Here is a 26,470-nt window from a genome sequence, read left to right as displayed (position 1 = left end):
CGTGCCCTGCTGGGGAGTGGTGGTCACCGGTCGACGCCTCCCATCACGGGGTCGATGGACGCGACGGCGACGATGACGTCGGCGACCTGGCCGCCCTCGCACATCGCCGCCATGGCCTGGAGGTTGGTGAACGACGGGTCGCGGAAGTGGACCCGGTAGGGGCGCGTGCCGCCGTCGGACACGACGTGCACCCCGAGCTCGCCCTTGGGCGACTCGACCGCGGTGTACGCCTGCCCGGCCGGGACCCGGAAGCCCTCGGTCACCAGCTTGAAGTGGTGGATCAGGGCCTCCATGGAGGTGCCCATGATCTTCTTGATGTGGTCGAGCGAGTTGCCGAGGCCGTCCGGGCCGAGCGCCAGCTGCGCGGGCCAGGCGATCTTCTTGTCGCCGACCATGACCGGGCCCGGCGCGAGACGGTCGAGGCACTGCTCGACGATGCGCAGCGACTGGCGCATCTCCTCCAGCCGGATCAGGAAGCGCCCGTACGAGTCGCAGGTGTCGGCGGTCGGCACGTCGAACTCGTAGTTCTCGTAACCGCAGTAGGGCTGCGCCTTGCGCAGGTCGTGCGGCAGACCGGCCGAGCGCAGGACGGGCCCCGTGGCGCCGAGCGCCATGCAGCCCGCCAGGTCGAGGTAGCCGACGTCCTGCATGCGGGCCTTGAAGATGGGGTTCCCGGTGGCGAGCTTGTCGTACTCACCGAGGTTCTTCCGCATCTTCTTCACGAACTCGCGGATCTGGTCCACCGCGCCCGGGGGCAGGTCCTGGGCGAGTCCGCCGGGCCGGATGTACGCGTGGTTCATGCGCAGGCCGGTGATCAGCTCGAAGATGTCGAGAACGAGTTCACGATCACGGAAGCCGTAGATCATGATCGTCGTCGCGCCCAGCTCCATGCCGCCGGTGGCGATGCACACCAGGTGCGAGGAGAGCCGGTTGAGCTCCATCAGGAGCACGCGGATGATCGACGCGCGGTCCGGGATCTGGTCCTCGATGCCGAGGAGCTTCTCGACCCCCAGGCAGTACGCCGCCTCGTTGAAGAAGGGCGTCAGGTAGTCCATGCGCGTGACGAACGTCGTGCCCTGCGTCCACGTGCGGTATTCGAGGTTCTTCTCGATGCCCGTGTGCAGATAGCCGATGCCGCAGCGGGCCTCGGAGACGGTCTCGCCCTCGATCTCCAGGATGAGCCGGAGCACACCATGGGTGGAGGGGTGCTGCGGACCCATGTTGACGATGATGCGCTCGTCGTCGGACCGGGCGGCGGACTGGACGACCTCGTCCCAGTCGCCGCCGGTGACCGTATATACGGTCCCCTCGGTCGTCTCGCGGGCGGATGCGTGTGACGTGCTCATCAGCTGTACGACCTCCGCTGGTCCGGAGCCGGGATCTGGGCGCCCTTGTACTCGACGGGGATGCCGCCGAGGGGGTAGTCCTTGCGCTGCGGGAAGCCCTGCCAGTCGTCCGGCATCATGATCCGCGTCAGCGCCGGGTGACCGTCGAAGATCAGGCCGAAGAAGTCGTACGCCTCGCGCTCGTGCCAGTCGTTCGTCGGATAGACGGAGACCAGCGAGGGGACGTGCGGATCGGCGTCAGGGGCGCTGACTTCGAGCCGGATCAGGCGGTTGTGGGTGATCGAGCGCAGGTGGTAGACGGCGTGCAGCTCGCGGCCCTTGTCCTCCAGGAAGTGCACCCCCGAGACGCCCGTACAGAGCTCGAAGCGCAGGGCGGGGTCGTCGCGCAGGGTCTGGGCGACCCTCAGGAGGTGCTCGCGCGCGATGTGGAAGGTGAGCTCGTCGCGGTCGACGACGGTCTTCTCGATCGCGTTCTCCGGCAGGAGCCCCTGTTCTTCCAGGGCCCCCTCCAGCTCGTCCGCGACTTCGTCGAACCACCCGCCGTACGGACGCGCGGAGGCGCCCGGCAGGGTGACCGTGCGGATCAGGCCGCCGTAACCGGAGGTGTCGCCGCCGTTGTTGGCGCCGAACATGCCCCTGCGGACACCGATCACTTCGCCGGCCTCGTCGCGCGGTGCGGGAACGCCGTTCCCGTTCGCGTGCTCGTCGTGCGCGTCGCTCACCGCAGCAGCCCCTTCATCTCGATGGTGGGGAGGGCCTTGAGGGCCGCCTCCTCCGCCTCGCGGGCCGCTTCCTCGGCGTTGACCCCGAGCTTGCCGCCCTGGATCTTCTGGTGGAGCTTGAGGATCGCGTCCATCAACATCTCGGGCCGCGGCGGACAACCGGGCAAATAGATGTCAACAGGGACGATGTGGTCCACACCCTGCACAATCGCGTAATTGTTGAACATCCCGCCCGATGAGGCGCACACGCCCATCGAGATGACCCACTTGGGGTTGGGCATCTGGTCATAGACCTGCCGCAGGACCGGCGCCATCTTCTGGCTCACCCGGCCGGCCACGATCATCAGGTCCGCCTGGCGCGGTGAACCGCGGAAGACCTCCATGCCGAAGCGAGCCAGGTCATAGCGCCCGGCTCCCGTCGTCATCATCTCGATGGCGCAGCACGCGAGGCCGAAGGTCGCGGGGAAGACGGATGACTTGCGCACCCAGCCCGCGGCTTGTTCGACGGTGGTCAGCAGAAAACCGCTCGGCAGTTTCTCTTCGAGTCCCATGCTCTTGGCCCCTCAGACCTCTAGTCCCATTCCAGGCCGCCACGCCGCCATACGTACGCGTACGCGACGAAGACGGTGAGCACGAAGAGCAGCATCTCCACGAGCCCGAAAATCCCCAGCGCGTCGAAGGTGACGGCCCAGGGGTAAAGGAAGACGATCTCGATGTCGAAGACGATGAAGAGCATCGCCGTCAGGTAGTACTTGATCGGGAATCGCCCGCCGCCGGCCGGAGTCGGCGTCGGCTCGATACCGCACTCATACGCCTCGAGCTTGGCGCGGTTGTACCGCTTTGGACCGATAAGCGTGGCCATGACCACGGAGAAGATCGCAAAGCCTGCCCCGAGGGCTCCCAGCACGAGGATGGGCGCATAGGCGTTCACGCTCCTCGCTCCTCTCAGTCGGCACTGACTGTTGGCGGTTGCATCGGGCCCGGGCCGCCTCACGAAGATCGCGTACATGTGAAGCAGGTCACAAGCCCAACTGCCCCGCATCTTATGCCCGCCGGTCTGTGATCTGCGACACGGGGTACGACAACGGCTTTGTGATCTCCACCACCTGACGAAGGATCATGAAGTCGGATGAGCGGTGATCTTCATACGCGAAGCGCCTGAGTGATCACCAGAGGTGACATCTCGGCGAGTTACCGCTGGTCGGGGCGGGGTTGCTCTATCAAGCGAGTACCGTCACGAGCAAATTGGCGCTGGACACGCTGGCTTGATAGTGGCGGCTCATTCACACTTTGGCGGACGCGGTGTGGACGAGAGTGGACGCGAGCGGACGGCGGCGGACGGGAGCAGGCACGCCCGGACGCGTGCACGGATTCACTAGCGGCTCACGAGGACGCGCGCGGACCGCACAGAGGACGACTGGCGGGGCCGGACAGAAGGCGGCTGGCGGGGGCCGGGCAGAGGGCGGCTCGCGGGGGCCGGACAGAGGGCTGATTCACCATCGGCTCGTCGCCGATCCACCGCCATCCGCCGCCGACCCACCGCCGATCCGCCGCCGATCCGCCGCCGATCCGTCGTCGATCCACCGTCGATCCGTCGCGGATCCCTCACCGTTCCCCCATACGGGCAACACCCCTGAATTCTTCGGGAGATCTCGGGAAGGTCTCGGCGGGATCTCGGAGAGATCCCCGGGGCCTATGCCTGTGACCTGCGCCACACAGCGGTGAGCGGCGAAGAAACCGGGCTTGGCCAACCGGCTCAACCGGTGGTAGTCCACGGGCAATTCGGGCGTATCGCAGAAAACCCATGATCACAGGCGTGATCGTCGTTGTCCGCATTGCCCGTTACGGCGTCAATAAGAAGTGACACGCCCGGGATTCAGGGCCCTCACGGGCAACTGTGGCGCAGACCACGTTTCTTGATGGGAACCCTGACTCCCTGATAGCGGTTGTTCTCATGTCCCACACCGCTCACATACCCAGCCACCGGAAGCCCCGTCGTAGCGCCACGAAGCAGGCCCTGCGCGCCGGAGTTGCCGGTGGCGTCCTCAGCACCCTGGCAGTGGCCGCGGCCGCTGGCACGGCGACCGCCGCCGAGCCGGTGACCGAGACCATCGAAATGCCGACGCTCACCACGGACCTCTCCACGCAGATCGCGCAGTCCGCTGAGGTCACCCAGCAGACCGCCGACAGCTACCAGCTCCGTGCCGAGCAGGACGCGGCCGCCGTGAAGGCCGCCAAGCAGGCCAAGGAAGACCAGGCTCAGGCCGAAGCCAAGGCGAAGGCCAAGGCAAAGGCCGAAGCCGCCGCCAAGAAGAAGGCGGAGGAGGAGCGCGCCTCGCGTTCCGCCGAGCGCACGACGCTCAGCGCCGCCGGCTCCAGCTCCGGCTCCAGCGCTTCCGCCGACGTGGCCGCCCCGGCCAGCGGCAGTGTCGGCTCGGTCATCAGCTTCCTCAAGGCCCAGCTCGGTGACGCGTACGTCATGGGTGCCTCCGGACCCAACGCCTGGGACTGCTCCAGCCTCGTCCAGGCCGCGTTCAAGCAGGCCGGCGTGGACCTCCCGCGCGTCTCGCAGGATCAGTCGGTCGCCGGTACGCCGGTCTCCCTCTCCAACGTCCAGGTGGGCGACATCCTTTACTGGGGTGGCGCGGGCTCCGCGTACCACGTGGGTGTGTACATCGGTAACGGCCAGTACCTCGACGCCGCCAACCCCAGCAAGGGCGTCGTCATCCAGGACCTGTCGGGTTACCCCGCCGACGGTGCCGTGCGCGTCCTCTGAGGGCCCTCACAGACACGTAGAAGGGCCGGGAACCCCCCAGTGGGGTTCCCGGCCCTTTCGCGCGCGTTACGGGTCTTCAGCTCTTCCGTTACGGGACTTCAGCTCTTCGGCGCGAGCTCGCCCATCTCGGACCAACTGCCGCCCGGGATCTCGGTGTGGATGATCTCGGGGGTCGACGCGATCAGCTCGGCCATGGTGTCCAGGCCGGCCTTGAAGTGGTCGGAGCCGACGTGCGCCGCGCCCGCCTCCTGTGAGGCGAAGCCCTCCAGGAGGACGAACTGGTCGGGGTTCTCCACGCTGCGGGACCAGTCGAAGAAGAGGTTGCCCTCCTCGGCGCGCGTGGCGCGGGTGAACTCGGCGGTCCGCTCCAGCCAGCTGTCGGTGTACTCGGGGCGGACGGTGAACTTGACGGCGATGAAAATCATGCCACCAGCCTCCCGCCCGCCGCGATTGAGGGCAAATCGGATGGCCCGACCGCCTACGCCTTCGGCGCCACCTTGCTCAGGCCGTTGATGATGCGGTCCATCGCGTCGCCGCCCGTCGGGTCGGTGAGGTTGGCCAGCATCTTCAGCGTGAAGCGCATCAGCATCGGGTGCGTCAGACCGCGCTGCGTGGCGATCTTCATGACCTTCGGGTTGCCGATGAGCTTCACGAAGGCGCGGCCCAGCGTGTAATAACCGCCGTAGGTGTCCTTGAGGACCTTCGGGTAGCGCTGGAGCGCCAACTCCCGCTGGGCGGGTGTCTGCCGGGCATGCGCCTGGACGACGACGTCCGCCGCGATCTGCCCGGACTCCATGGCGTACGCGATGCCCTCGCCGTTGAAGGGGTTCACCATGCCGCCCGCGTCGCCCACCAGGAGCAGGCCCTTGGTGTAGTGCGGCTGGCGGTTGAAGGCCATGGGCAGGGCGGCGCCGCGGATCGGCATCGTCATGTTGTCCGGGGTGTAGCCCCAGTCCTCCGGCATCGAGGCGCACCAGGCCTTCAACACCTCGCGCCAGTCCAGCTCCTTGAAGGCCGCGGACGAGTCGAGGATGCCGAGCCCGACGTTCGACGTGCCGTCGCCCATGCCGAAGATCCAGCCGTAACCGGGCAGGAGCCGGTCCTGCGCGCCGCGCCGGTCCCACAGCTCCAGCCAGGACTCCAGGTAGTCGTCGTCGTGGCGGGGCGAGGTGAAGTACGTGCGGACGGCGACGCCCATCGGGCGGTCGTCGCGGCGGTGCAGACCCATCGCGAGGGAGAGCCGCGTCGAGTTGCCGTCGGCGGCGACCACCAGCGGCGCGTGGAAGGTGACCGCGGTCTTCTCCTCGCCGAGCTTGGCGTGCACGCCGGTGATGCGGCCCGTGCGGTCGTCGATGATCGGGGCGCCGACGTTGCAGCGCTCGTGCAGGCGCGCGCCCGCCTTCTGCGCCTGGCGGGCGAGCTGCTCGTCGAAGTCGTCGCGCTTGCGGACCAGGCCGTAGTTCGGATAGGCGGCGAGTTCCGGCCAGTCGAGCTGGAGCCGGACGCCGCCTCCGATGATGCGCAGGCCCTTGTTGCGCAGCCAGCCCGCCTCCTCGGAGATGTCGATCCCCATGGAGACGAGCTGTTTGGTGGCGCGCGGCGTCAGGCCGTCGCCGCAGACCTTCTCCCGGGGGAACGCGGTCTTCTCCAGGAGCAGTACGTCGAGCCCGGCCTTCGCCAGGTAATAGGCCGTCGTGGAACCGGCTGGCCCGGCCCCGACGACGATCACATCAGCGGTGTGTTCGGTGAGGGCCTTGGCCTCAGTCACGGCGGATTCTCCCCAAGGCTCGAAATCTGTGTGCCGGCGGGCACGGGATATGGGCAGTCTATGCAGCGGTACTGATCCACCAGCCGAAGGGCCACCCGTGACAAAGCAGGCACTGCCGCCCAAGATCCTGCCCGCCGTACACCTGCGCGTCCCCACCCACGAGGACGCCTTCGTCTGGCACCGGCTCTTCGACGACCCGGACGTCATGGAGTTCTTCGGCACCGGCGCGTCGGCCGAGCTCTCCGTGTACGAGGAGCTGACCGCCCGGCAGCGCAGACACGACGCCGAACTGGGTTTCTGCCTGTGGACGTTGCTCGACGGGGACGGCGAGCCGATCGGGTTCACCGGCGCGCAGCCCTGGCCGCACGACTGGGGACCCAAGGGCGAGATCGAGATCGGCTGGCGGCTCGCCAGGCCGGCCTGGGGCAAGGGGTACGCGACCGCCGCCGCGCGGGCGACCCTCGACCGGGTGCGCGCGGCGGGCGTACGGGACGTGGTGGCGATGGTCGACAGCCGCAACGCACGCTCGGCGGCCGTGACCCGGCGCCTGGGCATGGAGCTGGCGGAGACCTTCACGACGCCGACGAAGCGCGAGGCACACCGCTTCCGGCTCACGCTGTAGCGGGTCTACCCTGCGGGTACCACAGGGGGTGACATTCGTGCCGAACACGCCCGATACGCCCGGGACACCCGGGGCCTTCGCGACGGATGACGTGCGCGTCCCGCGCCTGATCGGCCTCATGGCCGTGGACGCGCGCGAGTCGGCGGCGAAGCACGGCGTGGAGCTCGCGGCACCGGACCGCCCGGACTTCCACCTGGTCGTCCTCGACCACGTGGTCCGGCAGTACCCCCTCCCCGGCATGTGGATCCCGCGCGACGCCGTCGTCACCGTCTGGTTCGACATGGGCCCCGGCGAGGGCGAGGGCGGCGCGGGCGTCCGCGAACCCCGCCGCCCGGGGCCTCCGGACGGCGGGCTGCGGCAGGAACTCGACGAACCGGGGAACGAGGTCGGCGCCGTGCTGTAGCGCCCGGCGCCGACGCGTCCCCCGGGCCGCCCCCGGCCCCTCAGCCGTTCAGCCGTTCAGCCGTTCAGCCGTTCAGCCGCCAGTGTTCGAGCGCGGTCCGGTGGACCTTCTCGCCCTCGCCCGCGGGCCAGAAGTCCGCGCGCCAGGAGAGCTGGATGGCGTACTCGGTGCCGTTGTCCGCGACGTAACTCTGGTTCAGCGCGTGGATCTCACGGCCCGCCGTGTCGGTGAAGGTGTACTCCCAGATCGCGCCGCTGCGCCCCTGGAAGGTGTTCGGTTCGAGCCGCAGTCGCTGGTAGTCCGACTTCTTCGGGTCCTTCCTGGCGTCCTTCTCGATGGTCGTGAAGTTCTCGTACGAGGTGTACGGGGCGTTCCGCACCACGCCGACCAGGAACTCCTCCCGGCCGGTCGACCCGGAGTACAGGATCTGGCCGGGGCGGTCCTCGCCCTGGCGGTTCCAGCCGTCGGGCACGGCGAACTCGAAGCCGTTCACGTCGGACACCAGGTCGTATCCGGAGGGCAGTTCGGACGCGGGGGCGTCGTCCACGGTGTCGGGACCCGCGCTCGGCTCCACGCCCTCCGTGTCGCCCGTCTCTCCCGAGTCTTCCGTGCCGTCCGTGCCGTCCGTGGGGGTGTCCGAGGGCGTGGCCGGGCCGGTCGGGTCCTGGGTGCGGCTGATGGCGGGCTTGTCGTCCTTGCCCCCGGCCTCGTCGGCCGTGCCGTCGTTGTTGTTCTGCCAGAGCAGGACGCCGGCCGCGATGCCGCTGCCGATGACGAAAGCGGCCGTGAGGGTGGCGATCCACAGGGCGGTGCGGCGGGAGTCGGGTGCCGTGGAGGGCTGCTGGGGCAGAGGGTAGGCGTGCGGGTCGTAGCCGACCGGGTCGTAGGCCGTGGGGGCGTAGGCCGGGTTCACGGCCGGGTCGTACGCGGAGTGCGGCGTGGGGGTCGCCGGGTGCGTGGGGGCGGGTCCCGGCTGCGGTTTGTCCATCGATACGGGGCCCACGGCACCGAGGGCGCCCTCGGTGGGCGCGTCGGCCAGGGAGCTGGGCGTACCGGGCGTACCGGCCGCAGCCGAGGCGCCGGACGCGGCACCGGGCGCAGTCGCGGGGCCGCCCGGCATCGGCGCCGCGGCCCCGGCGCCCCCGGTCGGCACGACTCCCGTCCGCTGCCCCGCCATCTGGAGCAGGAACGGCGCGACGAGCGCGGTGACGAAGACCCAGAGCAGCCCGAACAGGAGCGCGTCCGGCAGGCTCACGCCCGCGTCGAAGGCGCCGTTGCCCGAACCGCTGCTGCTACCGCCGCCGAACTCGGCCGAGGCGCTGCCCGTGGCGTCGACGCTGAGCCCGCCGAGCCCCGCGAGGAGCAGGAAGAGACCGAAGAAGATCCCGGCGGCGAGGAGTTGCTCGCCCCGGTGCGCGGAGCGGCGTGCGGCCAGGAGGCCGATGACCAGCGCACACACGAGCCCGAGCGCCAACGCCCCGACGATCGCCCAGTCGTTGGTGACGTCGCCGAGCTCGGAGAGCCCGAAGGACTCGCTCTGATAACCGCCGCCGTACGCCGAAGTGCTCCCCTGGACGGATGCCTCGAAGGGCGCTCCCCAACCGATGCCGAGTGCCGCGATGCCGAGGTTCGGCAGCAGGAGCAGGGCGATGAGCAGAGGGGACACTTCCGCTTCGTCGAGGTCGGCGAGCCTTTCGAGGTCGTCGACCTGGGCGAGGCTGATGAACGCGACGAGCGAGCAGAGGACCAGGACGACCGCCAGCGCGCGCAGCGCGGTGCCGGTGGCACGGAAGGCCGCCTGCCAGGCAGGCCGCCGGGCCAGCCGGCCGGCCAGGTCGTCGCGGTGCAGCACGCCGCAGGAGACGGCGAGTCCCAGGACGAGCGCGCCGAGCGCGGCGAGGACCGGCGACGAGGAGAGCTCCACGCCCTCGATCTCGGGCTGCGCGACGAGGCTGAGCACGAGAGTGGCCACGGTCACCAACAGCGTGACCCGCACGGCCGATTCAAGCCCGGCCGTGCCGCCCCCGGGGCCTCCGGTACGGAGCAGGACGCGGGCGCGCAGGAGGCGTACGCCGATGAAGAGGGCGCCGATCCACAGGGCGGTCGCGGTGAGCGGCATGAGGTGCAGCGAGACGCTGCCGTCCATGGCGGACCCGACGCCGGGGCTTTCGCCGCCGAAGACGGACGACTGCCGCTGGTCGCTCCCCGAGATCTCGAAGCCGCCGCCGACGGCCTGGAGCAGCAGTGCGAGGGCGATCCGGAGCCGGTCGCCGAACCCGACGACAACGTCAGCGCCGTTGTCGCCCTGCCCGTAGGAGGGGATGGCCAGCGCGACGGCCGCGACGAGCACGAGCCCCACGGGCCACAGCGCGGCCTGCGCGGCCCCGGCCCAGTCCCCACGGAACGCCCGCCCGAAGAAGGCCCCGACCGGCGAGGGGCCGCCGGGTGCCGCGGGAAGTTGCGCGGGAGGGGGCGGGGAGGCGGGGGCGGCGGGGGCGGCCGGGGAGGGGGGAAGTTCGGGTGCGGGGAGGGAAGTTGCGGTGTAGCCGGGGCCCGGGGGTGGGGTTTTGGGCGTGGGCGTGGGCGTGTCGGGGGTGGGGGTTTCTGGGGCCGGGCCGGCTGCGGGTGCGCTGCCTGACGCCGGGCCGGCGGGTGCCGGGCTGCCGGGTGCCGGGGCGGCGGGGGTTGCGCTCCCCGGCGCCGGGCTCTCCGGGGTCGAACTCCCGGGGGCCGCGCTTCCGGAGGGCGAACTGCCGGGTGCGGAACTGCCGGGCGCGGAGCTGCCGGGCGCAGAGCTGCCGGGCGCAGAGCTGGCGAGTGACGAACTGCCGGGTGCCGGGCTGGTCGGCGCCGCGCTGACAGGGGACGCCTTCCCCTCAGGTTCCGTCGGCGGCACGGGTCCCGCGTCCGCGGACGTGGGCGCTCCCAGTTCCGCCGGGGGCAGGTCCACCGGACCCGCGTCCAGCGTCGTGTCACGCGGACGCTCGCGCCCGCACTTCATGCAGAAGCGGGCCTCGTCAGGGGTGGGTGCCCCGCAGTGGGGGCAATGCGACGCCATGGGAACGCTCCGTCATTGGGGAGATGTCCGGCAAGACCGACCCGCGCCGAACGGTCCCGCGGCCGGCCGGTGCGAAAGAGCGGCTTCGCATCGGCTCCGTCGCGTCGGCGGAGTCGTATTCCAACGGACACATCTTGCCCGGCGGCTGGTTCCCGTCAACTCGGGTCACTTCGCGGGATTTTGCCCACTCCTGGCGCAGCACGCCCCCGGCGGGGAAAGCAGCAGGCCTACGCCTTGAACCCGCGGTGCAGCGCCACGACGCCACCGGTGAGATTCCGCCACGCCACCTTCGACCAGCCCGCGTCCTGCAACCGCGCGGCCAGCGTCGGCTGGTCCGGCCAGGAGCGGATGGACTCCGCGAGATAGACGTACGCGTCGGGGTTGGAGGAGACCGTGCGCGCGACCGGCGGCAGCGCGCGCATCAGGTACTCCTCGTAAACCGTGCGGAAGGGTGCCCACGTCGCGTGCGAGAACTCGCAGATGACGACCCGGCCGCCGGGCTTCGTCACGCGGTACATCTCGCGCAGCGCCTCGTCCGTCTCGTGGACGTTGCGCAGCCCGAAGGAGATCGTGACGGCGTCGAACGTGTCGTCCTTGAACGGCAGCTTCGTCGCGTCACCCGCCGTGAACGGCATCCAGGGGTGGCGCGCCTTGCCGACCTGGAGCATGCCGAGGGAGAAGTCGCAGGGCACGACGTACGCGCCGGCGCGGGCGAAGGGCTGCGAGGAGGTGGCCGTGCCCGCGGCGAGGTCGAGGACCTTCTGGGCGGGCCGGGCGTCGACGGCCTTCGCGACCTCCTTGCGCCACAGCCGGGCCTGCCCGAACGACAGCACGTCGTTCGTGAGGTCGTACCGTTCCGCCACGTCGTCGAACATCGAGGCGACTTCGTGCGGCTGCTTGTCCAGAGATGCGCGGGTCACCCGGCCCATTGTGTCAGGCCGGTCTTCTCTCTTGGCGGCGGCCCGCTTCGCCTGCGGCGGGCTCTTTCGCCTGCGGCGGGCTCTTTCGCCTGCGGCGGGCTCTTTCGCCTGCGGCGGGCTCTTTCGCCTGCGGCGGGCTCTTTCGCCTGCGGCGGGCTTCTTCGCCTCGGCGTCTGCCGGGTTTGCCCCCGTGCGCGGGTGCGGGGCGTCTCCTTGGTTGCTCGCGCCGTTCCCCGCGCCCCTTCGGGGCCCTCCCGGGAGCCCTCAAGCCAGGAGCCCTCAGCGGGCCCTGTACACCATGCGGCCGCCCACCACCGTAGCCACGCATGTGGTCGCGCCCCGGTGCACCAGTTCCGCGCGGGTCGGGACGTCGAAGATCGCGAAGCGGGCCGGGGCGCCCTCCTTCAAGGGCGGCAGGAGGACCAAGGGGTTCGGGGAGAGGGAAGGCGGGCCCGGGAGGCGCGGAGGGCGGTGGGCGATCGCCAGGCCCGCCCTGCGGACCGTGTCGGCGACCGGGCGCGAGCGCAGCTCACCCGCGATGGCCACCGTGCCGTGCGCGAAGAGCCGCTGCACGCCCCGGCGGGCGCTGGCGCCCACGCGGGACGGGTCGACGCGGAAGAGGACCCGCGCCCGCTCCCCGCCGATCGGCTCGGTGCCGAGCCGCTCGGCCTCACGCGGGTCGGGGTGGTACGTGGCCTCCAGGAGCTCGGGGCCGTACACGTTGAGCAGACCCGGCGTGAGGATGCCGGGCCAGTGCCGGACCCGGGCGGCCGGGTGCGCGGCGGCCAGCTCGTCGAACGGGCCGACGGCGGCGACGCTCGCCCCGTCGACCAGGACCGCCGCCTCCGGTGACCCCTCGGCGACGTGAAGTGTGCGCAAGGCGGGCCTCAGTTGCTGGCGAGGAGCTTCAGCTCGGGGTGAGCCGTGCCGCCCTCGATCGCCGTGGAGGAGATGTGCGAGGCGACGCGGTCGTCGGTCGGGTCGTTCGCCGGGTCGTCGTGCACGACGAGGTGCTCGTACGTCGTGGCGCGCTGGGCCGGCACCCGGTCCGCGGTGCGGATCATGTCGATCATGTCCCGCAGGTTGTTGCGGTGCTTGGCACCGGCGGAGGAGACGACGTTCTCCTCCAGCATCACCGAGCCGAGGTCGTCCGCCCCGTAGTGCAGGGTGAGCTGGCCGGCCTCCTTGCCGGTGGTCAGCCAGGAACCCTGGATGTGGGCCACGTTGTCGAGGAAGATCCGCGAGATCGCGATCATGCGGATGTACTCGAAGATGCTGGCCTGCGTCCGGCCCTTGAGGTGGTTGTTCTCGGGCTGGTAGGTGTACGGGATGAAGGCCCTGAAGCCCCCGGTCCGGTCCTGCACGTCACGGATCATCCGCAGGTGCTCGATGCGCTCGGCGTTGGTCTCGCCCGTACCCATGAGCATCGTGGACGTCGACTCGACGCCGAGGCCGTGCGCGATCTCCATGATCTCCAGCCAGCGCTCGCCGCTCTCCTTGAGCGGGGCGATGGCCTTGCGCGGACGCTCCGGGAGAAGCTCGGCGCCCGCGCCGGCGAAGGAGTCGAGGCCGGCGGCGTGGATCCGCTGGATCGCCTCCTCGGCGGACACCTTCGAGATGCGGGCCATGTGCTCGATCTCGGAGGCGCCGAGGGAGTGGATGACCAGCTGCGGGAAGTTCTTCTTGATCGCCGAGAAGTGCTCTTCGTAGTACTCGACGCCGAAGTCCGGGTGGTGCCCGCCCTGGAACATCACCTGCGTGCCACCGAGCTCGACGGTCTCGGCGCAGCGCCGCAGGATGTCGTCGAGGTCGCGCGTCCAGCCCTTCTTGGTGTCCTTCGGGGCGGCATAGAAGGCGCAGAACTTGCAGGCGGTCACACACACGTTGGTGTAGTTGATGTTCCGCTCGATGATGTACGTCGCGATGTGCTCGGTCCCGGCGTACCGGCGGCGGCGGATCGCGTCGGCGGCGGCGCCGAGCGCGTGCAGCGGGGCATCGCGGTAGAGGTCGAGCGCCTCTTCGGCGCTGATCCGCCCGCCTGCGGCGGCACGGTCGAGGACGGACTGAAGGTCGGCCTTCTCGGTCACCGGGGCGTCCCTTTCGTAAGGGTTCTCAATAAGCAAGGCGCGGAGCGCTTCGAAAGAAGGGTGGTGGTGGGAGACGGGTGGGCGGACTGATTCAGCCTACGCCAGGGGTTCCGTCCGTCCGACGCCAGGCAGGCGGCTGCCCGGCCGCCCCGGGAGCGGTGGGGTGCCTCAGGCCGCGTACGCCCCCACGAGCAGTCCCACGAACGCGCCGCCGATCAGGAACGGTCCGAACGGGATCGCCGTCTTGCGTCCGGCGCGGCGGGCGACGACGAGCCCCGCCCCGTACAGCGCGGCCAGCAGGAACCCCGCGAAGGTGCCGAGCAGGACCGCGCCCCACCCGTACCAGCCGAGGACGGCCCCGAGGCCGAGCGCCAGCTTCACGTCGCCGAAGCCCATGCCGTTCGGGCTGATCAGGAACAGCACGAAGTACGCCCCGCCGAGGCCGAGCGCCCCGTACAGCGCGTGGAGCCAGGAACCGGCGTGCTCCGGCAGCAGCGCGGCCCCGCCCAGCAGCACGAGCGCGGCGGCCGCGAGCGGCAGGGTCAGCACGTCGGGCAGCCGGTGCACCGCGAAGTCCACGACGGCGAGCAGGACGCCGACGGGCGCGAGCAGCAGCCAGACGCCCAGCTCGGGCCGCGCTCCCGTCGCGGCGGCCAGGGCGGCGCAGACGAGGGCGGTGGCGAGGGAGACGGTCGGGGTGCGGGGCCCGTAGCGGGCCCCGTCTTCCCGGCACCGCGCGAGCCCGACCCACCCGCCTACGGGATGCCCGGCGGGGCAGCTGTCCCGCCACCCCTGGTCGGGCGCCACGGAGAGCCGGTACACGGCCCGTGGGACGAGCAACCCCGTGGCGGCGCCCCAGAGGGCGCCGCCGAGGGCCAGGATCAGCAACAAAACTGTCGTCTCCCCGTTCTGGGCAGGCGTTCCGCGGGGCGGAACGGGTGGGCACGACGCCGACGCCGCCGGGTTGCGGGCAAGCCGGCGTCAGCTCGCCGCGGTGAGCCCACTGCGCCAGGCGGGAAGCAGCTCGTCCAGCAGGGCCTCGGTCCGCGGCGGCACGCCCCGCGCCCCGCTCCGGGCGACGAGATCGGCGGCCACCTGCTGCAAGCGGGCCGGATCGCCCACCGCGTGGGTCGCCCGCAGCAGCTCGATCCAGAGCCGCTCGTCCTCGGGCGCCGAGTTCAGCGCGGCGTTCAGCGCCTCGATGGCCTTCTCCGCGCGCCCCTTCTCCAGGTGGAACTCGGAGAGGGCGAGCCCGATGTCGGCGACCAGGAGCGGCAGCTGCGCGTCGATGATCTCGTGCGTGAGCCAGGCGTACCGCCCCTGCGGCCGGTCCGCGAGCAGCGGCCCGCGCACGAGCACCAGGGCGTCGGTGAGCATCCGCCCGCGCACGGCCCGGTTGCCGGCCCCGCGCCCCTGGGTCGCCTCGTGGTAGAGCGACCGCAGGACGTCCAGGTCCGAGACGACGGACTTGGCGAGCGTGAGCCGCCCGCTGCGGTCGGCCCGCAGCCGCGGCGACCCGTCGGGCTCGGTGCCGAGCCACTCGCGCAGCCGGTCGATGAGCGCGTCCCGTACGTCCTCGGTGACCCCGCGCGGCCACAGTGCGGAGGAGAGCACCCGCGGGTGCACGCCCTCGCGGTGCAGCAGGAGCAGCGCGAGCGCCTCGTGCATCAGCGGGCTGCGCTCACCGTCCGGCGTGTCGAGGCCGATGATCTCGTACGTGCCGACCAGGCGCGCGTAGACCGCGGGGCGCCCCTGCTCGGTGACGTCGACGAGGAACGGCGGGGTGGCGGCCGTACCGCCGGAACCGCCGGAACCGCCCGAGCCGCCCCCGCCCTCGCCCGGGTCGGCGTCGACGAAGAGCTCCACGACGGCCCGCTGCTGGGCCTCGGGCAGCGACTGCGCCTCCAGCTCCAGGCCGAGGAGCGGAGCGAGTAGCTTGCCCTCGGGGGTGATCTCCATCTCCCAGGCGGCGCCCGGCAGGTCACCCGACTCGGTGCCGACGAGGTAGCCGATGCCGAGCCGGCCGGCGTCGGCGGCCAGTTCCGCGAGCTTCATGGCGTCGTCGCCCTCGGGCTCGGCGGCGAGCAGCACCAGGTGCGGCGCCCAGCGGGTGTGCTGGGCGGGCCCCGTACGCCCGGTGAGGACCGAGTCGTGCCCGGCCGCTCCCAGGGCGCCGCGGCGCTGGCGCGTCTCGGCCTCCATCGTCTCGATGAGCGCCTCGATGTCGTCGAGGTGGCGCAGCCGGTTGGGCGCGAGCGGCGTCAGGTCCTGCCCGAAGCCGACGAGGGTGATGGTCATGCGGTCGGACCAGCCGTTGGTGGCCAGCTCGGCGGCGACGGAGGCGAACACGGCGGCGCGGTCGGCCTCGGTCCCGCTCAGCGACACGACACCGGGCACGGCTTCGAGGTTGAGCAGCAGCCGCGAGTCGTCGAGCGTCCCCAGGCTCACGAGCCCCGGGTAGGGAGCGGCGGTGTCCACGTCCTCGTACCGCTCGGCGTCGGTCCGCGCCAGCATCCAGAACGTCTGGTCCTGCCCCAACTGCCAGGGAGCGGGCGGCCGTCCGGCGGGCTGGGCGAGCTGGAGGTGCAGATCGCCGTTGCTGAGCCAGGCCGCGTAGACGGTGGGCAGGGCCCGCGACTCTTCGGCGAGGGACGCGGCGAGCCCCCTCAGCGAGAGGTCGAGCAGGCGTACGCCCTCGGGGTCGGCGCCCACGAGCAGCGCGTCCTGCACGTCGGCGGCGCCGCCGGTCGGCGTCGGCGGCTCCATGCCGCGGCGGCCGCCGACGGCACCCATGGCGGACTGCCACAGCGCGTGCCGGCGCCGGCGTCCGAGGGCGCCGAGGAGACCGGCGGCCAGGAGCGGGGCCCCGATGAGGGCCTCGGGCAGCCCGAAGGAGGAGCCTTCGGACCCGCTGCCGCTGCTCGCGACGGGAGCTTCCTGCTGCCCCTGCCCGGCGCCTTCGGAGGGGCGCTGCTCGGGGACGGTGATGTGCGCGGTGTCGCGGTCGCCCTGCTGGCCGCCGCCCTGGCCCTGTCCCTGACCGCCGCCCTGCTCCTTGGCTCCGCCGCCCTGCCGGTGGTCGCCGGACTTGGCGTAGTCGGAGATCTGCTCCTTCACGTCCTGCGAGACCTTGGGCGCCTCGTCGGGCATCTCGACGAGCTCGCCGCCGTGCGCGTCCGCGGGCATCTCCATGATCCAGCCGGGCCGGATGAGGCTGGCCTCGGAGAGCCGCGAACCGTCGGGCTGCTCGCGGTCCTTGTTGAGCTGGTAGATCTCCTTGTAGCGGCGGCCGTCTCCCAGGTGCCGCTCGGCGATCTCCCACATCGAATCGTGGTGCCGGCCCTCGGGCGGCTGGATCCGGTAGTACTTCGTGTCCCCGTCCTTGGCGCTGCTGCCCGCCTGGGCGGCGGCCTGCTCGGCCTGCTCGGCGACGGCACCGGCGGCGCTGCCCGCCTGCTCCTGCCCGAAGAGCCCGCCGGGGGTCTGCTGGGCGGAGGCGGCGGCGGGCTTCTGGTTCCCCTCCAGGGACTGCCCGAACTGCGAGAGCCCGGGCGCGAAGCTCGCGGCGGTGGCGCCCACCAGGAGCAGGGCGGCGACGAGCTGACGGGCGAGGAGCTGACTGCCGCCGGCGCCGGGGACACGGCCCGGGATGCCGACGCCCGAGAGCGCGGCCTTCACCTCGACCAGCACACAGGCGGTGAACTGGGCCCAGGCGAGCCAGACCACGACGGTCAGTACGTTGATGAACGTCGTGACCGTGATTTCCTGCTGCAACCAGTCCATCGAGGGCATACCGTCCGGAAACGGCCAGCCCACGGCGTACGCGAGGGCGCCAGGAACGCCGACGACGAGCACGGCCAACGCGACAAAGGCGAAGAACGCCTTGACGAAGTCCCCGAACGTACGACGACGCCGGGGCAACGGCTGCGGCGTCCGGTTCCGTGGAGCCGACGGGCCGCCTGTCGAACTTGAAGTGGTGCGCGCCATGGCGGGTTTCCTGTTGTCCTCTGGGAGGGAGCGGATGGAGAGCGGGCGGAGATCGGGATCAGCGGTACGTCCGCGCGCCGAGCGCCGAGCGTACTGAGGCGATGGTACGGAAGGGGCCGGAGGTCAGACAGGGGCCCACGGCTCCCGGGCGCTTCCGGAGACTTCCGGAGGCTTCCGCAGGCTTCCGATGAGCTTCGTCCGGCGCCCGTTTGCGCCCGAGTCGCGTCGTAAGTCCAACTCCCTCTGCTCGGCTGCCGACCGGGTTTGCCCGCCCGGGACAGCATTCACGGCCACGCGTCACAGTTCCGGCACGGAATCGCTGCGACGCTCGGGAAGTCCAGTCGATCAACCGCTGAAACGAACCGACGGCGACAGTCCGCCCCGGGCCATTGCCGCCTCGCGATATCGTCGCTTGCCGTCGCTTCCCGCCTATTCCCGTCGGCAACGGGGCGTCGGGAGCAGGGCGTCGGAGCTACGCAAGGGGGACATGACGATGGCCGGTAAGGGCAAGAGCGACCTCGCGCTTCCGCTCAGCGATCTGGAGGACTACGGAAGCCGGTTGCGGTCCGTCAAGGACCGGATGAACCGGACGAAGAAGACCTTCGAGTCGTACAAGGACGACATCGGCGACGGCGGTGTGTACGACGCCCTGGAGGACTTCGAGTCCAACTGGGAGGACGGCCGCGAGGACATCACCCAGCAACTGACGGCCCTGGCGGACATGTCCGACGCGGTCGTCCGGGAATTCAAGAAACTGGACGACAAACTCGCGAAGGACGTCTCCGAGGGCGTCAAGGACAAGGGCAGCGGCAAGGGAAAGAACAAGGGCGAGGGCGACTAGGGCGACTTGGCAGAGGTCAGCGGTTCACGGCCTGGATCTCCTGTACGGGGATCCTCCGTGTCGTGCCGAAGGAGCCGGACGGCAGTGTCCCGCCCTCCCCCGTCGTGCTGGACCAGCGGATCCTCCAGGTGAGCGTGGCCCGCAGGGCGTACGCGGCGTTCGGACCCGGCGAGCGCCGGTACGTCACGCCGCACGGCGGCGCCTGATCCGCCTTGCCTCGCGCGTACGGCTCTCCGATGCCGCCGCCTCGCCCGGCGAGAGCACAGGCCCCGGAGGCCGGGAAGGTCTCGGCGTCGGCCGTGCCCGGCTCGATGCGCAGGGACTCCGGCTCGGCGGTCGTCGTCGCCGAGAGGCCCGTGCCGGGCAGGCTCGCGGTGACGCCGACCTTCTTGAACCTTCCCCTGTCCAGCCAGACCCAGGTGGGCAGATTCACCGTGGACCGACCCGTGGGGGCCGTCTCGATCTCGGTGCCGGGCACGGGGAGTTCGTCGTACGCGTACTGGGCGAGGACCTCGGGCGTGACGGCCATGGGTTCGGCCGGGGTCCGTCCCTCGTCCACCCAGAAGGGCTGCCGGTCGCAGGCCGTGGCCTCGGGGTCGTCCTCGCGGTGGGGGTTGGTCACCGCCGCCCAGAACATTCCCTTGCCCTGCTTGGAGAGGTTGTAGTTCTTGTACGGGTGGCCGTCCTTGTAGCGGTGCTCCAGCGCGTCGCCGATGACGTGACCGATGCCTCCGACGAGAGGAGCACTCGCCCCGAAGGCCCGCCACGCCCTGACGGCCCCCTGAATCCCCTCGGGCGAGAAGGCGGGCTCGTACCAGCAGGCGGGGGGTGTCCAGTTGCTCGCTGCCATCGGAGTCAGCGTCCCCGTTCTCGACGGGGCGACGCTTCCACCGCCGGTGACGGCCGTACGGATCCTGGTCCGCGCGTGGATCGTGCCGTCGCCCGAACCGCCGGTCGCGGTGACGTCCTGTCTGCCGGCTCCGCCCGCCCCGATCCCGAAGGCGGGCAACGACCAAGCAGTCACCGCGAGAACCGCCACGGCCACCGTGCCGCGCCGGCGGCGCCTCACCGCGGAAGGCATGCGTCGGCTCCTCGCTTCGAGAAGCCCTTCGTCGTCTGCCAGACGCCCTTCGGGCTCAGGGTCAGCCGCGTGTTGTAGAGGACGTAGTTGTCGTCGCGCTTCGTCTGACCGGTCCGCTTCGTCTTGCCGGTCCTACGGTCGGTGTTGACCGCCTCGCTCTCGTCGGCGCAGTAGACGAGCGTGGCCGTCTGGTCGTCGACGACGGCCACCCGGCGGTCGAAGTAGCGGATCGTGCCCTTGTAGCTGATACCCGCGTCCACGAAGCTCTGGACGTACTTGGCCTCCCACGCCAAGGTGTCGCCCTTGTTGTAGAAGCGCAGGGCGGCGGAGGACGGAGCCCCTCTCACGATGGCGTCGCTCTCGGCGTCGATCCCCCGTTCGCTGTCCGCGAGTACCGCGTTCTTCGTTTTGTTCCCGGTTCTGCGGCCCTCGAAGACGTTTCTCACGTCCCTCGGGAGCTTGATCTTCGGGCGGGGGATGGCGTCCGCCGTGGTGGCGGGTGAAGGGGGCGGGGCTTCGGGGGACGTGATCGCGCCCTCGATCCTGTTCGTGCCCGCGGGGTCGCCGCTGCCGCAGCCGGCCAGCAGCGCCACGGCCGCGGCCATACCCGCGAGCGGTGGCATCACTCTCGTACGCATCCGGGCCTGCCTTCCGCAGAGGGGGGGACAGGCGGTAAAACCTGTCGGCCTCAGCGAAGGTCACCGGAGGGCAGCGAAGATCGGCGTTCCTCCGGAGTGAAAGTCGGACCAGCTCGGCTGACCCCTCAGGTGGACGGACGTGGCGTCGAAAGCCACGAGCCGCGACCCGCCTCAGCCCACCGCGTTCTCCGCCACCGCGCGCCCCCGCACCGTCACGTCGCCGCCGTAGAACATGCCCGTGAAGACCGGGCTGTACGTCATCTGGACCTCGACCTCGACCTGGTCCGCGTTGGCCGTCACGCAGTGGGTCGCCGCTACGTCGGGGGCGCTCATGCCCGCCTCGCGGGCGTACTCCTGGGCTCGTGCGCCGCAGTTCTCGAAGTTGATGGGGGCGCCCTTGGCGCCTTCGTAGATGCCCTCGCGGTCGATGTCCTGCGCCGCGTACCGCGCCGCCTGTTCCGCCAGGTCCGCCGCCCGTTCCCGCTTGGAGATGGACAGGCCCCCGTCGATGACGAACGCCGAGAGCGACAGGAAGACGAGCGCGAAGATGATGACCGCGCCCGCGCCCGAGCCCCGGTCGTCGAGGCGTGTCCGCCGGGCCGCCGCCCACTCCCGTACACGGGTGCTGATGGTCACGCCGACCTCCGGAGCGGGTCGAGGGACGAGCTGAAGCTGGCCTTCAGCGTCGTCTCCATGTCCAGGCCCAGGATGCCGAGGCCCCTGACCCGGCAGCTCACTTCGACCGTGAAGAACGTGCCGGACTCGAAGCCCGCGCTCGTCTGGTTCACGGTGACCGGCCCCACGCACATGCCGTCGAGGTCGGCGGCGGCCGCCGCCCTCGCCTCGGCCATCGCCGTGCCCTGGTCCTTCTGGATCGAGCCGGCCCGCGCGGCGTCGCGCGCCGCGCCGTCCACGCCTCCCCGGGCATCGACGAGCTGGCCGAAGGCCACCAGGATCAGGATGAAAAGGATCATCACGGGGGCGAGGATGACCACCTCGACGGTCGAGAGCCCCCGGTCCGACCAGCCCCAGCGGCCACGCGCGTGGCCACACGAGCGGCCACACGAACGGCAACCAGAGCCGAAACCCGAGCCGCCACCCAAGCCGCAAACCGAGCCGCCACCCGAGCCGTCCGAGCAGACCGCCCTGCCGTACGCGGGCAACCCCCGAAGGACCGCCCCCCGGAGGTTCGCGCGAACCCCTGCGTTCCCCATCAGCCGTTGTCCTCCACGAACCGCTCCACCGGGCCCACCGACTGCGCGCGTACCGTCATGTCGAGGCCCGGGAAGACCGACGGCACCTTCGCCGTGATCTCCACGCCCACCGTGTTCGCCTTCGGCTCGACCGTCTTCACGTCCGGGCCGAGCACCAACTGCGGGCCCAACTGCTGGATGTAGTCGTCGACCACGTCCCGCGCCTCGCCCCGCCAGCCGCCCGGATTCTCGTCCGCCGTCGCGCGGGCCTTGCGCGCGCCCGCCTGGGCCGCGGCCTGGGCGACATGGTCCGCGAAGAAGTACAGCGCGAACTGCACCGTCGCGAAGATCATGAAGAAGAGGATCGGAGTGAGCAGCACGAACTCGATCGCGGTCATGCCGGATTCACCGCGGGCGGAGGCTGCCTCCACCCTGCGGCGTACCCATCGCTTCACGCTCCCGCGCACTCGTCCCCGCCTTCGTCTTCCGGTCTACGACTGGTCAGCAGGTGTCAGCAGGTGCCGTCCGCGTCGGCGCCCTCGATGCACTTCTTGACGTCCTCAGCGCCGCCCTTCAGCGCGCCGTTGATCACCGCGGCGACCACGCCGACGATCGCCACGACGACCGCGGAGATGATGACCCACTCGACCGCGGAGGCACCGCGGTCGAGCTCGCCGGAGCGGGCACGCTGCACGCGGCCCTTCAGGAAGGTGACCAGGAAGTCCACAGCCGGGTTGCCGGTGCTGAAGTTCCGTCCGTTCATGGTGAGTTGTCCTCTCAGGAGTGGTGGGGGGGTGGGTCGGGGCCGCCGCCGTCCGTCGGCCCGTCCTTCGCCGTGAAATTCGCTAGACCTGGAACACGCGCATGGCCGCGGGGAAGATGAGGAAGACCAGGAAGCCCGCGCAGAGCAGCAGCTGGGCGACGAGCATCGACTGCGACTTCTCGCCCGCGCTGCCCTCGATCTCGGCCATCTCGCGGTGCCGCATCGTCTCGGCGCGGGAGGCGAGCGACTCGCGTACCTTCGCGCCGTCGTCCGCGACCAGGGCGAGCGAGGCCGAGAGGTCCTTGAGCTCCTCGATGCCCAGTTCCTCGCCCAGCGCGCCGAGCGCCTGCCACTGGCTGATGCCGGTGATCCGCGCGTCGGCCAGGGCACTTCGGATACGTTTCGTGGCCCAGCCGTCGGAGATCTCGGCCGCCGCCATCAGGGCCTCGGGGAGGCCTCGGCCGCCCGCCAGGCTCATCGACACCAGGTCGAGATAGGCGCCGATGACGCGCCGGAGGTCGCGCCGCTTGTCCGCCGCGTCCCGCCGCACCTCCAGGTCGGGCAGGAAGAAGAAGAGCACGCCGAACGTCAGCGCCAGCCAGACCGGGATGATCGGGCTGCTGCCGACCCCCAGCGTCCAGACGATGGCGAACACGAACGGCCCGAAGAAGACGCCGGTGGCCGCGAGCAGCGTCTTCGTCGCCAGGAACTTCTCCCAGCTCCGGTCGAGCACCGCCAGGTCCGCGCGCAGCGAGCGCTGCTCCCAGCCCTGCTCCAGGTAGATCTCGGCGACCCGCGCGCCCACCCGGGCCCGGGTCGAGGCCAGCCGGCCGGGGTTCTTGCCGTCCCCGGCGGGCGTGCGGTGCGACTCGTAGGCCGCGCCGCGCGCCCGCAGTGCGTCGATGCGCGCGACCGTGGCGACCGCGCTGCGCTTGGAGGGCATCAGGGCGCGTACGAGGGCGTAGATGCCCAGGCCCATGATGGCGCCGATCACTATCGGCATCGTCAGGCTCATCGCCGTACCCCCTCAGGATTCTGGAAGCCCGGCTGGCCGTACGGACCTTGTGCGCCGGGCTGACCCTGCGCGCCGGGCCCGCCCTGTGGGCCGCCGTACGGTCCCGAGGGGCCTGTCAGCGGTGCCTGCTCGCCCTCGGCGGCGGGGCCCGCGGCCGGGCCGCGGGGCCGCACGAACTGCACGCCGGGCTCGTCCCGGACCAGGAAGCGGTCCGGCGTCTCCACGGTCGACAGCTTGCGCAGCCACCAGAAGCCGAGCGCGAACAGGCCGCAGACGCAGGCGAGCACGAGCTGGCCCACCGCGGTGCCGTACGGCGCGACGAAGTCACGGTTGAAGATCGACAGGCCGAGGACGAACGCGATCGACACCGCGACCACGATCTGCACCGAGCGGCGCGTCGACGCGCGCTGCGCCATCACGCGCTGGCGCATGTCGACCTCTTCGCGCGCCGACTTGGCGAGCGCCCCGAGGACCTGGCGCAGACCCGGACCGCGCAGCTTCGCGTTCAGGATCAGGGCCGCCACGATGATGTCCGCCGACGCGTCGTCGATCTCGTCGGCCAGGATCTGAAGGGCCTCGGGAAGCGGCGTACGCGCGCGCAGCCGGTCCACCAGGGCGTCCAGGTGCGGGCGCAGGACGGGAGCCGCGGCCCGCGCGGACGCGGGGATCGCCTGCTCCAGGCCGACCGCGCCCGCGATGGTGTCGCGCAGGGACTCCGTCCAGGCGGCGAGGGCCTCGACGCGGCGCATCTGCGACCGCTCCTCCGCCGCGCCGCCGAACAGCTTGTCCCAGAAGAAGACGAGGATGCCGGACGCGATGCCCGCCACCGCCCAGCGGGTCAGCAGGAGGACCACCAGGCCCACGCCGATCGCGAGCGAGCCGCGCCGGCCCGCGAACCGGATGAGTTCGCTCATCCGCTCGCTCGCCCGCTGCTTCTCGTGCTCCGGCTTCACCGGCAGGCCGCGCAGCGCCATCGCGAGGACCGCGATGCCACCGCCGACCGCGATGCCGCAGCCCAGTGCGTACAGGACGGGCAGCGAGAAAAGGCCGCCCATCGAGCCGAGTGAGTTCATGTCGTGCTCACCCCCATTGCCCGGAGGGGCGGTAGCCGAACGCGGCCAGGTCGTCCATGCAGGCGATCGGCGCGTGCGGGACGACCTGCCCGTTCGCGGCCTCCGCGAAGACCTCGCTGGACAGGACGCGGCCGTCGACGCCGTTGACCTCGCGGACCGAGGTCACCATGCGCTGGAGCTTGCCGCCGGTCTGGTAGTTGTTGCGCCGCTGGATGAAGACGACGAAGTTGACGGCTCCGGCCACCAGCATCTGGCTCGCCTCGATGGGCAGCCGCTCGGTGGCCTGGAGGGCGTACGTCGAGATGCGGTTGAAGACCTCACTCGAACTGTTGGCGTGGATCGTGGAGAGCGAGCCGTCGTTGCCCTGCGACATCGCGTTCAGCATCGTCACGATCTCGTCGCCGAGCACCTCACCGACGATGACGCGGGAGGGGTTCATGCGGAGCGAGCGGCGCACGAGCTCGGCCATCGAGATCATGCCCTGGCCCTCGGAGTTGGGCAGGCGCTCCTCGAAGGCGACGACGTTCGGGTGCAGGTCGGCGAACTGGTCGAGGCCGAGCTCCAGGGCGCGCTCGACGGTCACCAGACGCTCGTGCGGCGGGATCTCGTTCGCGAGGGCACGCAGGAGCGTGGTCTTTCCGGCGTTCGTCGCGCCCGCGATCATGATGTTCTTGCGGGCCCGGACCGCGCACGCCATGAAGTGCGCGACCTCGGGCGTCAGCGTGCCGTTGCCCACCAGGTCCGACATGAAGACCTTGCCCATGCGGGCACGTCGGATGGAGAGCGCGGGGCGCCGCGTGACGTCCATGACGGCCGACAGACGCGAGCCGTCGGGCAGCCGGAGGTCCAGCTGCGGGTTCGCGGAGTCGAAGGGGCGCGAGGAGAGACCGGAGTACGCGCCGAGGATCTGGATGAGCTCGACGAGCTCCTCGTCGGTCTCGGCGACCGGATCGGCCTTGGTCTCGCGGCCGTCGGCGTATCCGACGAAGACCTGGTCGCAGCCGTTGATGTCGATGTTCTCGACCTCGGGGTCGTCGAGCAGCGGCTGGAGCCGTCCGACGCCGAAGAGCGCCGCGTGCACGGCGGCCGCGTACTTCTCCTCGGTCTCGGCGTCCAGCGGGGTGCGCCCGGCGTTGATCTCTATCCGGGCGTACTCCTCCAGGATCTGGGCGATGACCGCGCGGGCGTACTGCCGCTCGTCCTCGCCCGACATGGGGGTGACGCCGGAGACCTGGTCCAGGCGGCGCTGCTCGGCGATGCGGTCACCGGCGTCCTGCCGGAACCGCTTCACCAGCTGGTGATCGACGGGGACGCTCATCGGCCGGCCCCGTGGGTGCCGGCCGTGCCGCGCGCGCCGGTGTTCGGGTTGGCCCAGGCGGCGCCGTACTGCTGGTAGAGGTCGACGGTGACCTTGCGGGCCGAGCGGATCAGCATCGACTTGTCGAGACGTCCGCGCTTGCGGCCCGCCAACTGCTCGGCGCCCGACGGGTCGTCGGCGAGCGTGCCGACGACGCGGGCGCCGGTCTGCGCGGCCATCAGCATGTCGTTGACCTGGTGGACGAGCTTGGCGGACGTCGACGGGTCGGCGATCAGGAGGACGCCGATGAGCGGCGTCGCGAGCGACGCGGCCCCCCGCGATCCGCCGTGCAGCTTGGCGGCCAGGGCGGCGGCACGGTCACGTACGCGCGCGATGGCCTCGGGCTCGGTCCGCGAGACGAGCAGCACGAGGGCCGCCTGCGGGAAGAGCTCGACGGCCGGGGTGTCCCCGCTGACGCGGCCGCAGTCGGCGATGACGTCGGCGGGCGCGTTCGGCGAGTCGGCCAGCTGCGAGAAGGCGCGGCCGAGGGTCGGCCAGAGGCCCGCGAGCCCGGCCGCCTGCTCGGCGACCCCGAGACCCACGAGAACTTCGAGCCCGCCCGACAACGGCTGGGTGTGGTCCCAGAGTTGGTCGGGGACCAGGCCGCGACGCGCGGTGGCCGCGATGCTGAGCATCCCGGTGTTGGGGTTGAGCGGACCGCCGTGCGCGGCGGCACTGCGGTAGACCAGGTCGCCGCCCGCGGGGTCGGTCTCCGCGACCAGCACGCGCCGCGGCCAGACGGCTGCGAGCGCGACGGCCGCGGTGGTGACCCCGGGAGACCCCTTGTCGGCGGCGAGAGCGATGAGCGCCATGTCTCTTC

Annotated in this window: 26 protein-coding genes and 1 pseudogene; 4 read left to right on the top strand and 23 right to left on the bottom strand. The window is 71.2% G+C overall.

Features of this window, described 5'->3' with window-relative positions; translation table 11 throughout:
• Positions 1-23: 23 nt before the first annotated feature.
• The 4 genes from QBL25_RS24170 to QBL25_RS24155 are packed head-to-tail and all read right to left on the bottom strand — an operon-like array spanning position 24 to position 2,999.
• Positions 24-1,346 (bottom strand): NADH-quinone oxidoreductase subunit D, encoded by a 1,323-nt coding sequence (locus tag QBL25_RS24170; protein WP_409059091.1) that lies wholly within the window; start codon positions 1,344-1,346, stop codon positions 24-26.
• Positions 1,346-2,068, bottom strand: a complete 723-nt coding sequence (locus tag QBL25_RS24165; RefSeq protein WP_409059090.1) for an NADH-quinone oxidoreductase subunit C — start codon at positions 2,066-2,068, stop codon at positions 1,346-1,348. The genes QBL25_RS24170 and QBL25_RS24165 overlap by 1 nt, the downstream gene beginning before the upstream one ends.
• On the bottom strand, positions 2,065-2,619 hold the full coding sequence (locus QBL25_RS24160) for an NADH-quinone oxidoreductase subunit B family protein (protein WP_160506582.1): 555 nt from the start codon (positions 2,617-2,619) through the stop codon (positions 2,065-2,067). Before QBL25_RS24160 ends, QBL25_RS24165 begins: the two co-directional genes overlap by 4 nt.
• A 20-nt stretch (positions 2,620-2,639) precedes the next feature.
• On the bottom strand, positions 2,640-2,999 hold the full coding sequence (locus QBL25_RS24155) for an NADH-quinone oxidoreductase subunit A (protein WP_003992243.1): 360 nt from the start codon (positions 2,997-2,999) through the stop codon (positions 2,640-2,642).
• A gap of 1,023 nt (positions 3,000-4,022) precedes the next feature.
• Here QBL25_RS24155 and QBL25_RS24150 point away from each other — a divergent pair.
• Entirely contained in the window at positions 4,023-4,844 is an 822-nt protein-coding gene (locus QBL25_RS24150) for a C40 family peptidase (RefSeq protein ID WP_409059089.1), read from the top strand.
• 98 nt (positions 4,845-4,942) lie between these two features.
• Here the strand turns inward: QBL25_RS24150 and QBL25_RS24145 are convergent, their stop codons facing one another.
• Both QBL25_RS24145 and QBL25_RS24140 read right to left on the bottom strand, forming a co-directional pair.
• Entirely contained in the window at positions 4,943-5,269 is a 327-nt protein-coding gene (locus tag QBL25_RS24145) for a putative quinol monooxygenase (RefSeq protein WP_409059088.1), read from the bottom strand.
• 53 nt (positions 5,270-5,322) lie between these two features.
• Positions 5,323-6,612 carry a geranylgeranyl reductase family protein gene (locus QBL25_RS24140; RefSeq protein WP_409059087.1) on the bottom strand — a complete coding sequence of 430 codons (1,290 nt, stop codon included), beginning with the start codon at positions 6,610-6,612 and terminating at the stop codon, positions 5,323-5,325.
• 97 nt (positions 6,613-6,709) lie between these two features.
• Here QBL25_RS24140 and QBL25_RS24135 point away from each other — a divergent pair, with 97 nt between their 5' ends.
• Positions 6,710-7,234, top strand: a complete 525-nt coding sequence (locus QBL25_RS24135; RefSeq protein WP_409059086.1) for a GNAT family N-acetyltransferase — start codon at positions 6,710-6,712, stop codon at positions 7,232-7,234.
• A gap of 37 nt (positions 7,235-7,271) precedes the next feature.
• Entirely contained in the window at positions 7,272-7,637 is a 366-nt protein-coding gene (locus QBL25_RS24130; RefSeq protein ID WP_409059085.1) for a PASTA domain-containing protein, read from the top strand.
• 64 nt (positions 7,638-7,701) lie between these two features.
• On the opposite strand, the gene QBL25_RS24125 is transcribed toward QBL25_RS24130, so the two are convergent.
• The 7 genes and pseudogenes from QBL25_RS24125 to QBL25_RS24095 all read right to left on the bottom strand — a co-directional run bounded on the left by QBL25_RS24125 (position 7,702) and on the right by QBL25_RS24095 (position 17,689).
• The gene (locus QBL25_RS24125) at positions 7,702-9,996 is read right to left on the bottom strand and encodes a hypothetical protein (RefSeq protein WP_409062976.1); all 2,295 of its coding nucleotides are present in this window, start codon (positions 9,994-9,996) and stop codon (positions 7,702-7,704) included.
• A 630-nt stretch (positions 9,997-10,626) separates the two neighbouring features.
• Positions 10,627-10,695: pseudogene (locus tag QBL25_RS24120) on the bottom strand (zinc-ribbon domain-containing protein); the annotation flags it as partial.
• 227 nt (positions 10,696-10,922) lie between these two features.
• Complete coding sequence (locus QBL25_RS24115; RefSeq protein WP_409059084.1) at positions 10,923-11,615, bottom strand: demethylmenaquinone methyltransferase; 693 nt, start codon at positions 11,613-11,615, stop codon at positions 10,923-10,925.
• 279 nt (positions 11,616-11,894) lie between these two features.
• Positions 11,895-12,494 carry an imidazolonepropionase-like domain-containing protein gene (locus QBL25_RS24110; protein WP_409059083.1) on the bottom strand — a complete coding sequence of 200 codons (600 nt, stop codon included), beginning with the start codon at positions 12,492-12,494 and terminating at the stop codon, positions 11,895-11,897.
• Positions 12,495-12,502: 8 nt separating this feature from the next.
• Positions 12,503-13,702: a cyclic dehypoxanthinyl futalosine synthase gene (gene mqnC / locus QBL25_RS24105; RefSeq protein ID WP_409059082.1), complete on the bottom strand. Its 1,200-nt coding sequence runs from the start codon at positions 13,700-13,702 to the stop codon at positions 12,503-12,505.
• A 168-nt stretch (positions 13,703-13,870) separates the two neighbouring features.
• A complete protein-coding gene (locus tag QBL25_RS24100) occupies positions 13,871-14,593 on the bottom strand; it encodes a prepilin peptidase (protein ID WP_409059081.1) in 723 nt (240 codons plus the stop codon).
• 90 nt (positions 14,594-14,683) lie between these two features.
• A complete protein-coding gene (locus tag QBL25_RS24095) occupies positions 14,684-17,689 on the bottom strand; it encodes a BTAD domain-containing putative transcriptional regulator (protein ID WP_409059080.1) in 3,006 nt (1,001 codons plus the stop codon).
• Positions 17,690-18,176: 487 nt separating this feature from the next.
• On the opposite strand from QBL25_RS24095, the gene QBL25_RS24090 reads away from it, so the two are divergent.
• On the top strand, positions 18,177-18,530 hold the full coding sequence (locus QBL25_RS24090; RefSeq protein ID WP_409059079.1) for a hypothetical protein: 354 nt from the start codon (positions 18,177-18,179) through the stop codon (positions 18,528-18,530).
• 16 nt (positions 18,531-18,546) lie between these two features.
• On the opposite strand, the gene QBL25_RS24085 is transcribed toward QBL25_RS24090, so the two are convergent.
• The 10 genes from QBL25_RS24085 to QBL25_RS24040 all read right to left on the bottom strand — a co-directional run bounded on the left by QBL25_RS24085 (position 18,547) and on the right by QBL25_RS24040 (position 26,462).
• Positions 18,547-19,611 (bottom strand): hypothetical protein, encoded by a 1,065-nt coding sequence (locus QBL25_RS24085; RefSeq protein WP_409059078.1) that lies wholly within the window; start codon positions 19,609-19,611, stop codon positions 18,547-18,549.
• Positions 19,596-20,249, bottom strand: a complete 654-nt coding sequence (locus tag QBL25_RS24080; protein ID WP_409059077.1) for a hypothetical protein — start codon at positions 20,247-20,249, stop codon at positions 19,596-19,598. The genes QBL25_RS24085 and QBL25_RS24080 overlap by 16 nt, the downstream gene beginning before the upstream one ends.
• 171 nt (positions 20,250-20,420) lie before the next feature.
• The gene (locus QBL25_RS24075) at positions 20,421-20,885 is read right to left on the bottom strand and encodes a TadE/TadG family type IV pilus assembly protein (protein WP_409059076.1); all 465 of its coding nucleotides are present in this window, start codon (positions 20,883-20,885) and stop codon (positions 20,421-20,423) included.
• On the bottom strand, positions 20,882-21,244 hold the full coding sequence (locus QBL25_RS24070) for a TadE/TadG family type IV pilus assembly protein (RefSeq protein ID WP_409059075.1): 363 nt from the start codon (positions 21,242-21,244) through the stop codon (positions 20,882-20,884). Before QBL25_RS24070 ends, QBL25_RS24075 begins: the two co-directional genes overlap by 4 nt.
• Positions 21,245-21,462: 218 nt before the next feature.
• Entirely contained in the window at positions 21,463-21,840 is a 378-nt protein-coding gene (locus QBL25_RS24065) for a TadE family protein (RefSeq protein ID WP_409059074.1), read from the bottom strand.
• A 113-nt stretch (positions 21,841-21,953) separates the two neighbouring features.
• Positions 21,954-22,205, bottom strand: a complete 252-nt coding sequence (locus QBL25_RS24060) for a hypothetical protein (RefSeq protein ID WP_361836948.1) — start codon at positions 22,203-22,205, stop codon at positions 21,954-21,956.
• 82 nt (positions 22,206-22,287) lie between these two features.
• Complete coding sequence (locus QBL25_RS24055) at positions 22,288-23,220, bottom strand: type II secretion system F family protein (protein ID WP_409059073.1); 933 nt, start codon at positions 23,218-23,220, stop codon at positions 22,288-22,290.
• Positions 23,217-24,293, bottom strand: a complete 1,077-nt coding sequence (locus tag QBL25_RS24050; protein WP_409059072.1) for a type II secretion system F family protein — start codon at positions 24,291-24,293, stop codon at positions 23,217-23,219. Before QBL25_RS24050 ends, QBL25_RS24055 begins: the two co-directional genes overlap by 4 nt.
• A gap of 7 nt (positions 24,294-24,300) precedes the next feature.
• Positions 24,301-25,611, bottom strand: a complete 1,311-nt coding sequence (locus QBL25_RS24045) for a CpaF family protein (protein WP_409059071.1) — start codon at positions 25,609-25,611, stop codon at positions 24,301-24,303.
• Positions 25,608-26,462 (bottom strand): hypothetical protein, encoded by an 855-nt coding sequence (locus QBL25_RS24040; RefSeq protein WP_409059070.1) that lies wholly within the window; start codon positions 26,460-26,462, stop codon positions 25,608-25,610. The genes QBL25_RS24045 and QBL25_RS24040 overlap by 4 nt, the downstream gene beginning before the upstream one ends.
• Positions 26,463-26,470: the final 8 nt, after the last annotated feature.

Source organism: Streptomyces sp. SYP-A7185, from assembly GCF_046103685.1.
Lineage (GTDB): Bacteria > Actinomycetota > Actinomycetes > Streptomycetales > Streptomycetaceae > Streptomyces.
Note: the sequence above shows the minus strand (reverse complement) of the source record. Positions and strands in the feature narration are given on the sequence as shown.

Coding starts and splice junctions, on each gene's coding strand:
- QBL25_RS24145 (WP_409059088.1), bottom strand. CDS start 5,269: ATGATTTTCATCGCCGTCAAGTTCACCGTCCGCCCCGAGTACACCGAC.
- QBL25_RS24085 (WP_409059078.1), bottom strand. CDS start 19,611: ATGCCTTCCGCGGTGAGGCGCCGCCGGCGCGGCACGGTGGCCGTGGCG.
- QBL25_RS24040 (WP_409059070.1), bottom strand. CDS start 26,462: ATGGCGCTCATCGCTCTCGCCGCCGACAAGGGGTCTCCCGGGGTCACC.
- QBL25_RS24150 (WP_409059089.1), top strand. CDS start 4,023: ATGTCCCACACCGCTCACATACCCAGCCACCGGAAGCCCCGTCGTAGC.
- QBL25_RS24060 (WP_361836948.1), bottom strand. CDS start 22,205: ATGAACGGACGGAACTTCAGCACCGGCAACCCGGCTGTGGACTTCCTG.
- QBL25_RS24095 (WP_409059080.1), bottom strand. CDS start 17,689: ATGGCGCGCACCACTTCAAGTTCGACAGGCGGCCCGTCGGCTCCACGG.
- QBL25_RS24090 (WP_409059079.1), top strand. CDS start 18,177: ATGACGATGGCCGGTAAGGGCAAGAGCGACCTCGCGCTTCCGCTCAGC.
- QBL25_RS24050 (WP_409059072.1), bottom strand. CDS start 24,293: ATGAACTCACTCGGCTCGATGGGCGGCCTTTTCTCGCTGCCCGTCCTG.
- QBL25_RS24045 (WP_409059071.1), bottom strand. CDS start 25,611: ATGAGCGTCCCCGTCGATCACCAGCTGGTGAAGCGGTTCCGGCAGGAC.
- QBL25_RS24080 (WP_409059077.1), bottom strand. CDS start 20,249: ATGCGTACGAGAGTGATGCCACCGCTCGCGGGTATGGCCGCGGCCGTG.
- QBL25_RS24065 (WP_409059074.1), bottom strand. CDS start 21,840: ATGACCGCGATCGAGTTCGTGCTGCTCACTCCGATCCTCTTCTTCATG.
- QBL25_RS24170 (WP_409059091.1), bottom strand. CDS start 1,346: ATGAGCACGTCACACGCATCCGCCCGCGAGACGACCGAGGGGACCGTA.
- QBL25_RS24160 (WP_160506582.1), bottom strand. CDS start 2,619: ATGGGACTCGAAGAGAAACTGCCGAGCGGTTTTCTGCTGACCACCGTC.
- QBL25_RS24055 (WP_409059073.1), bottom strand. CDS start 23,220: ATGAGCCTGACGATGCCGATAGTGATCGGCGCCATCATGGGCCTGGGC.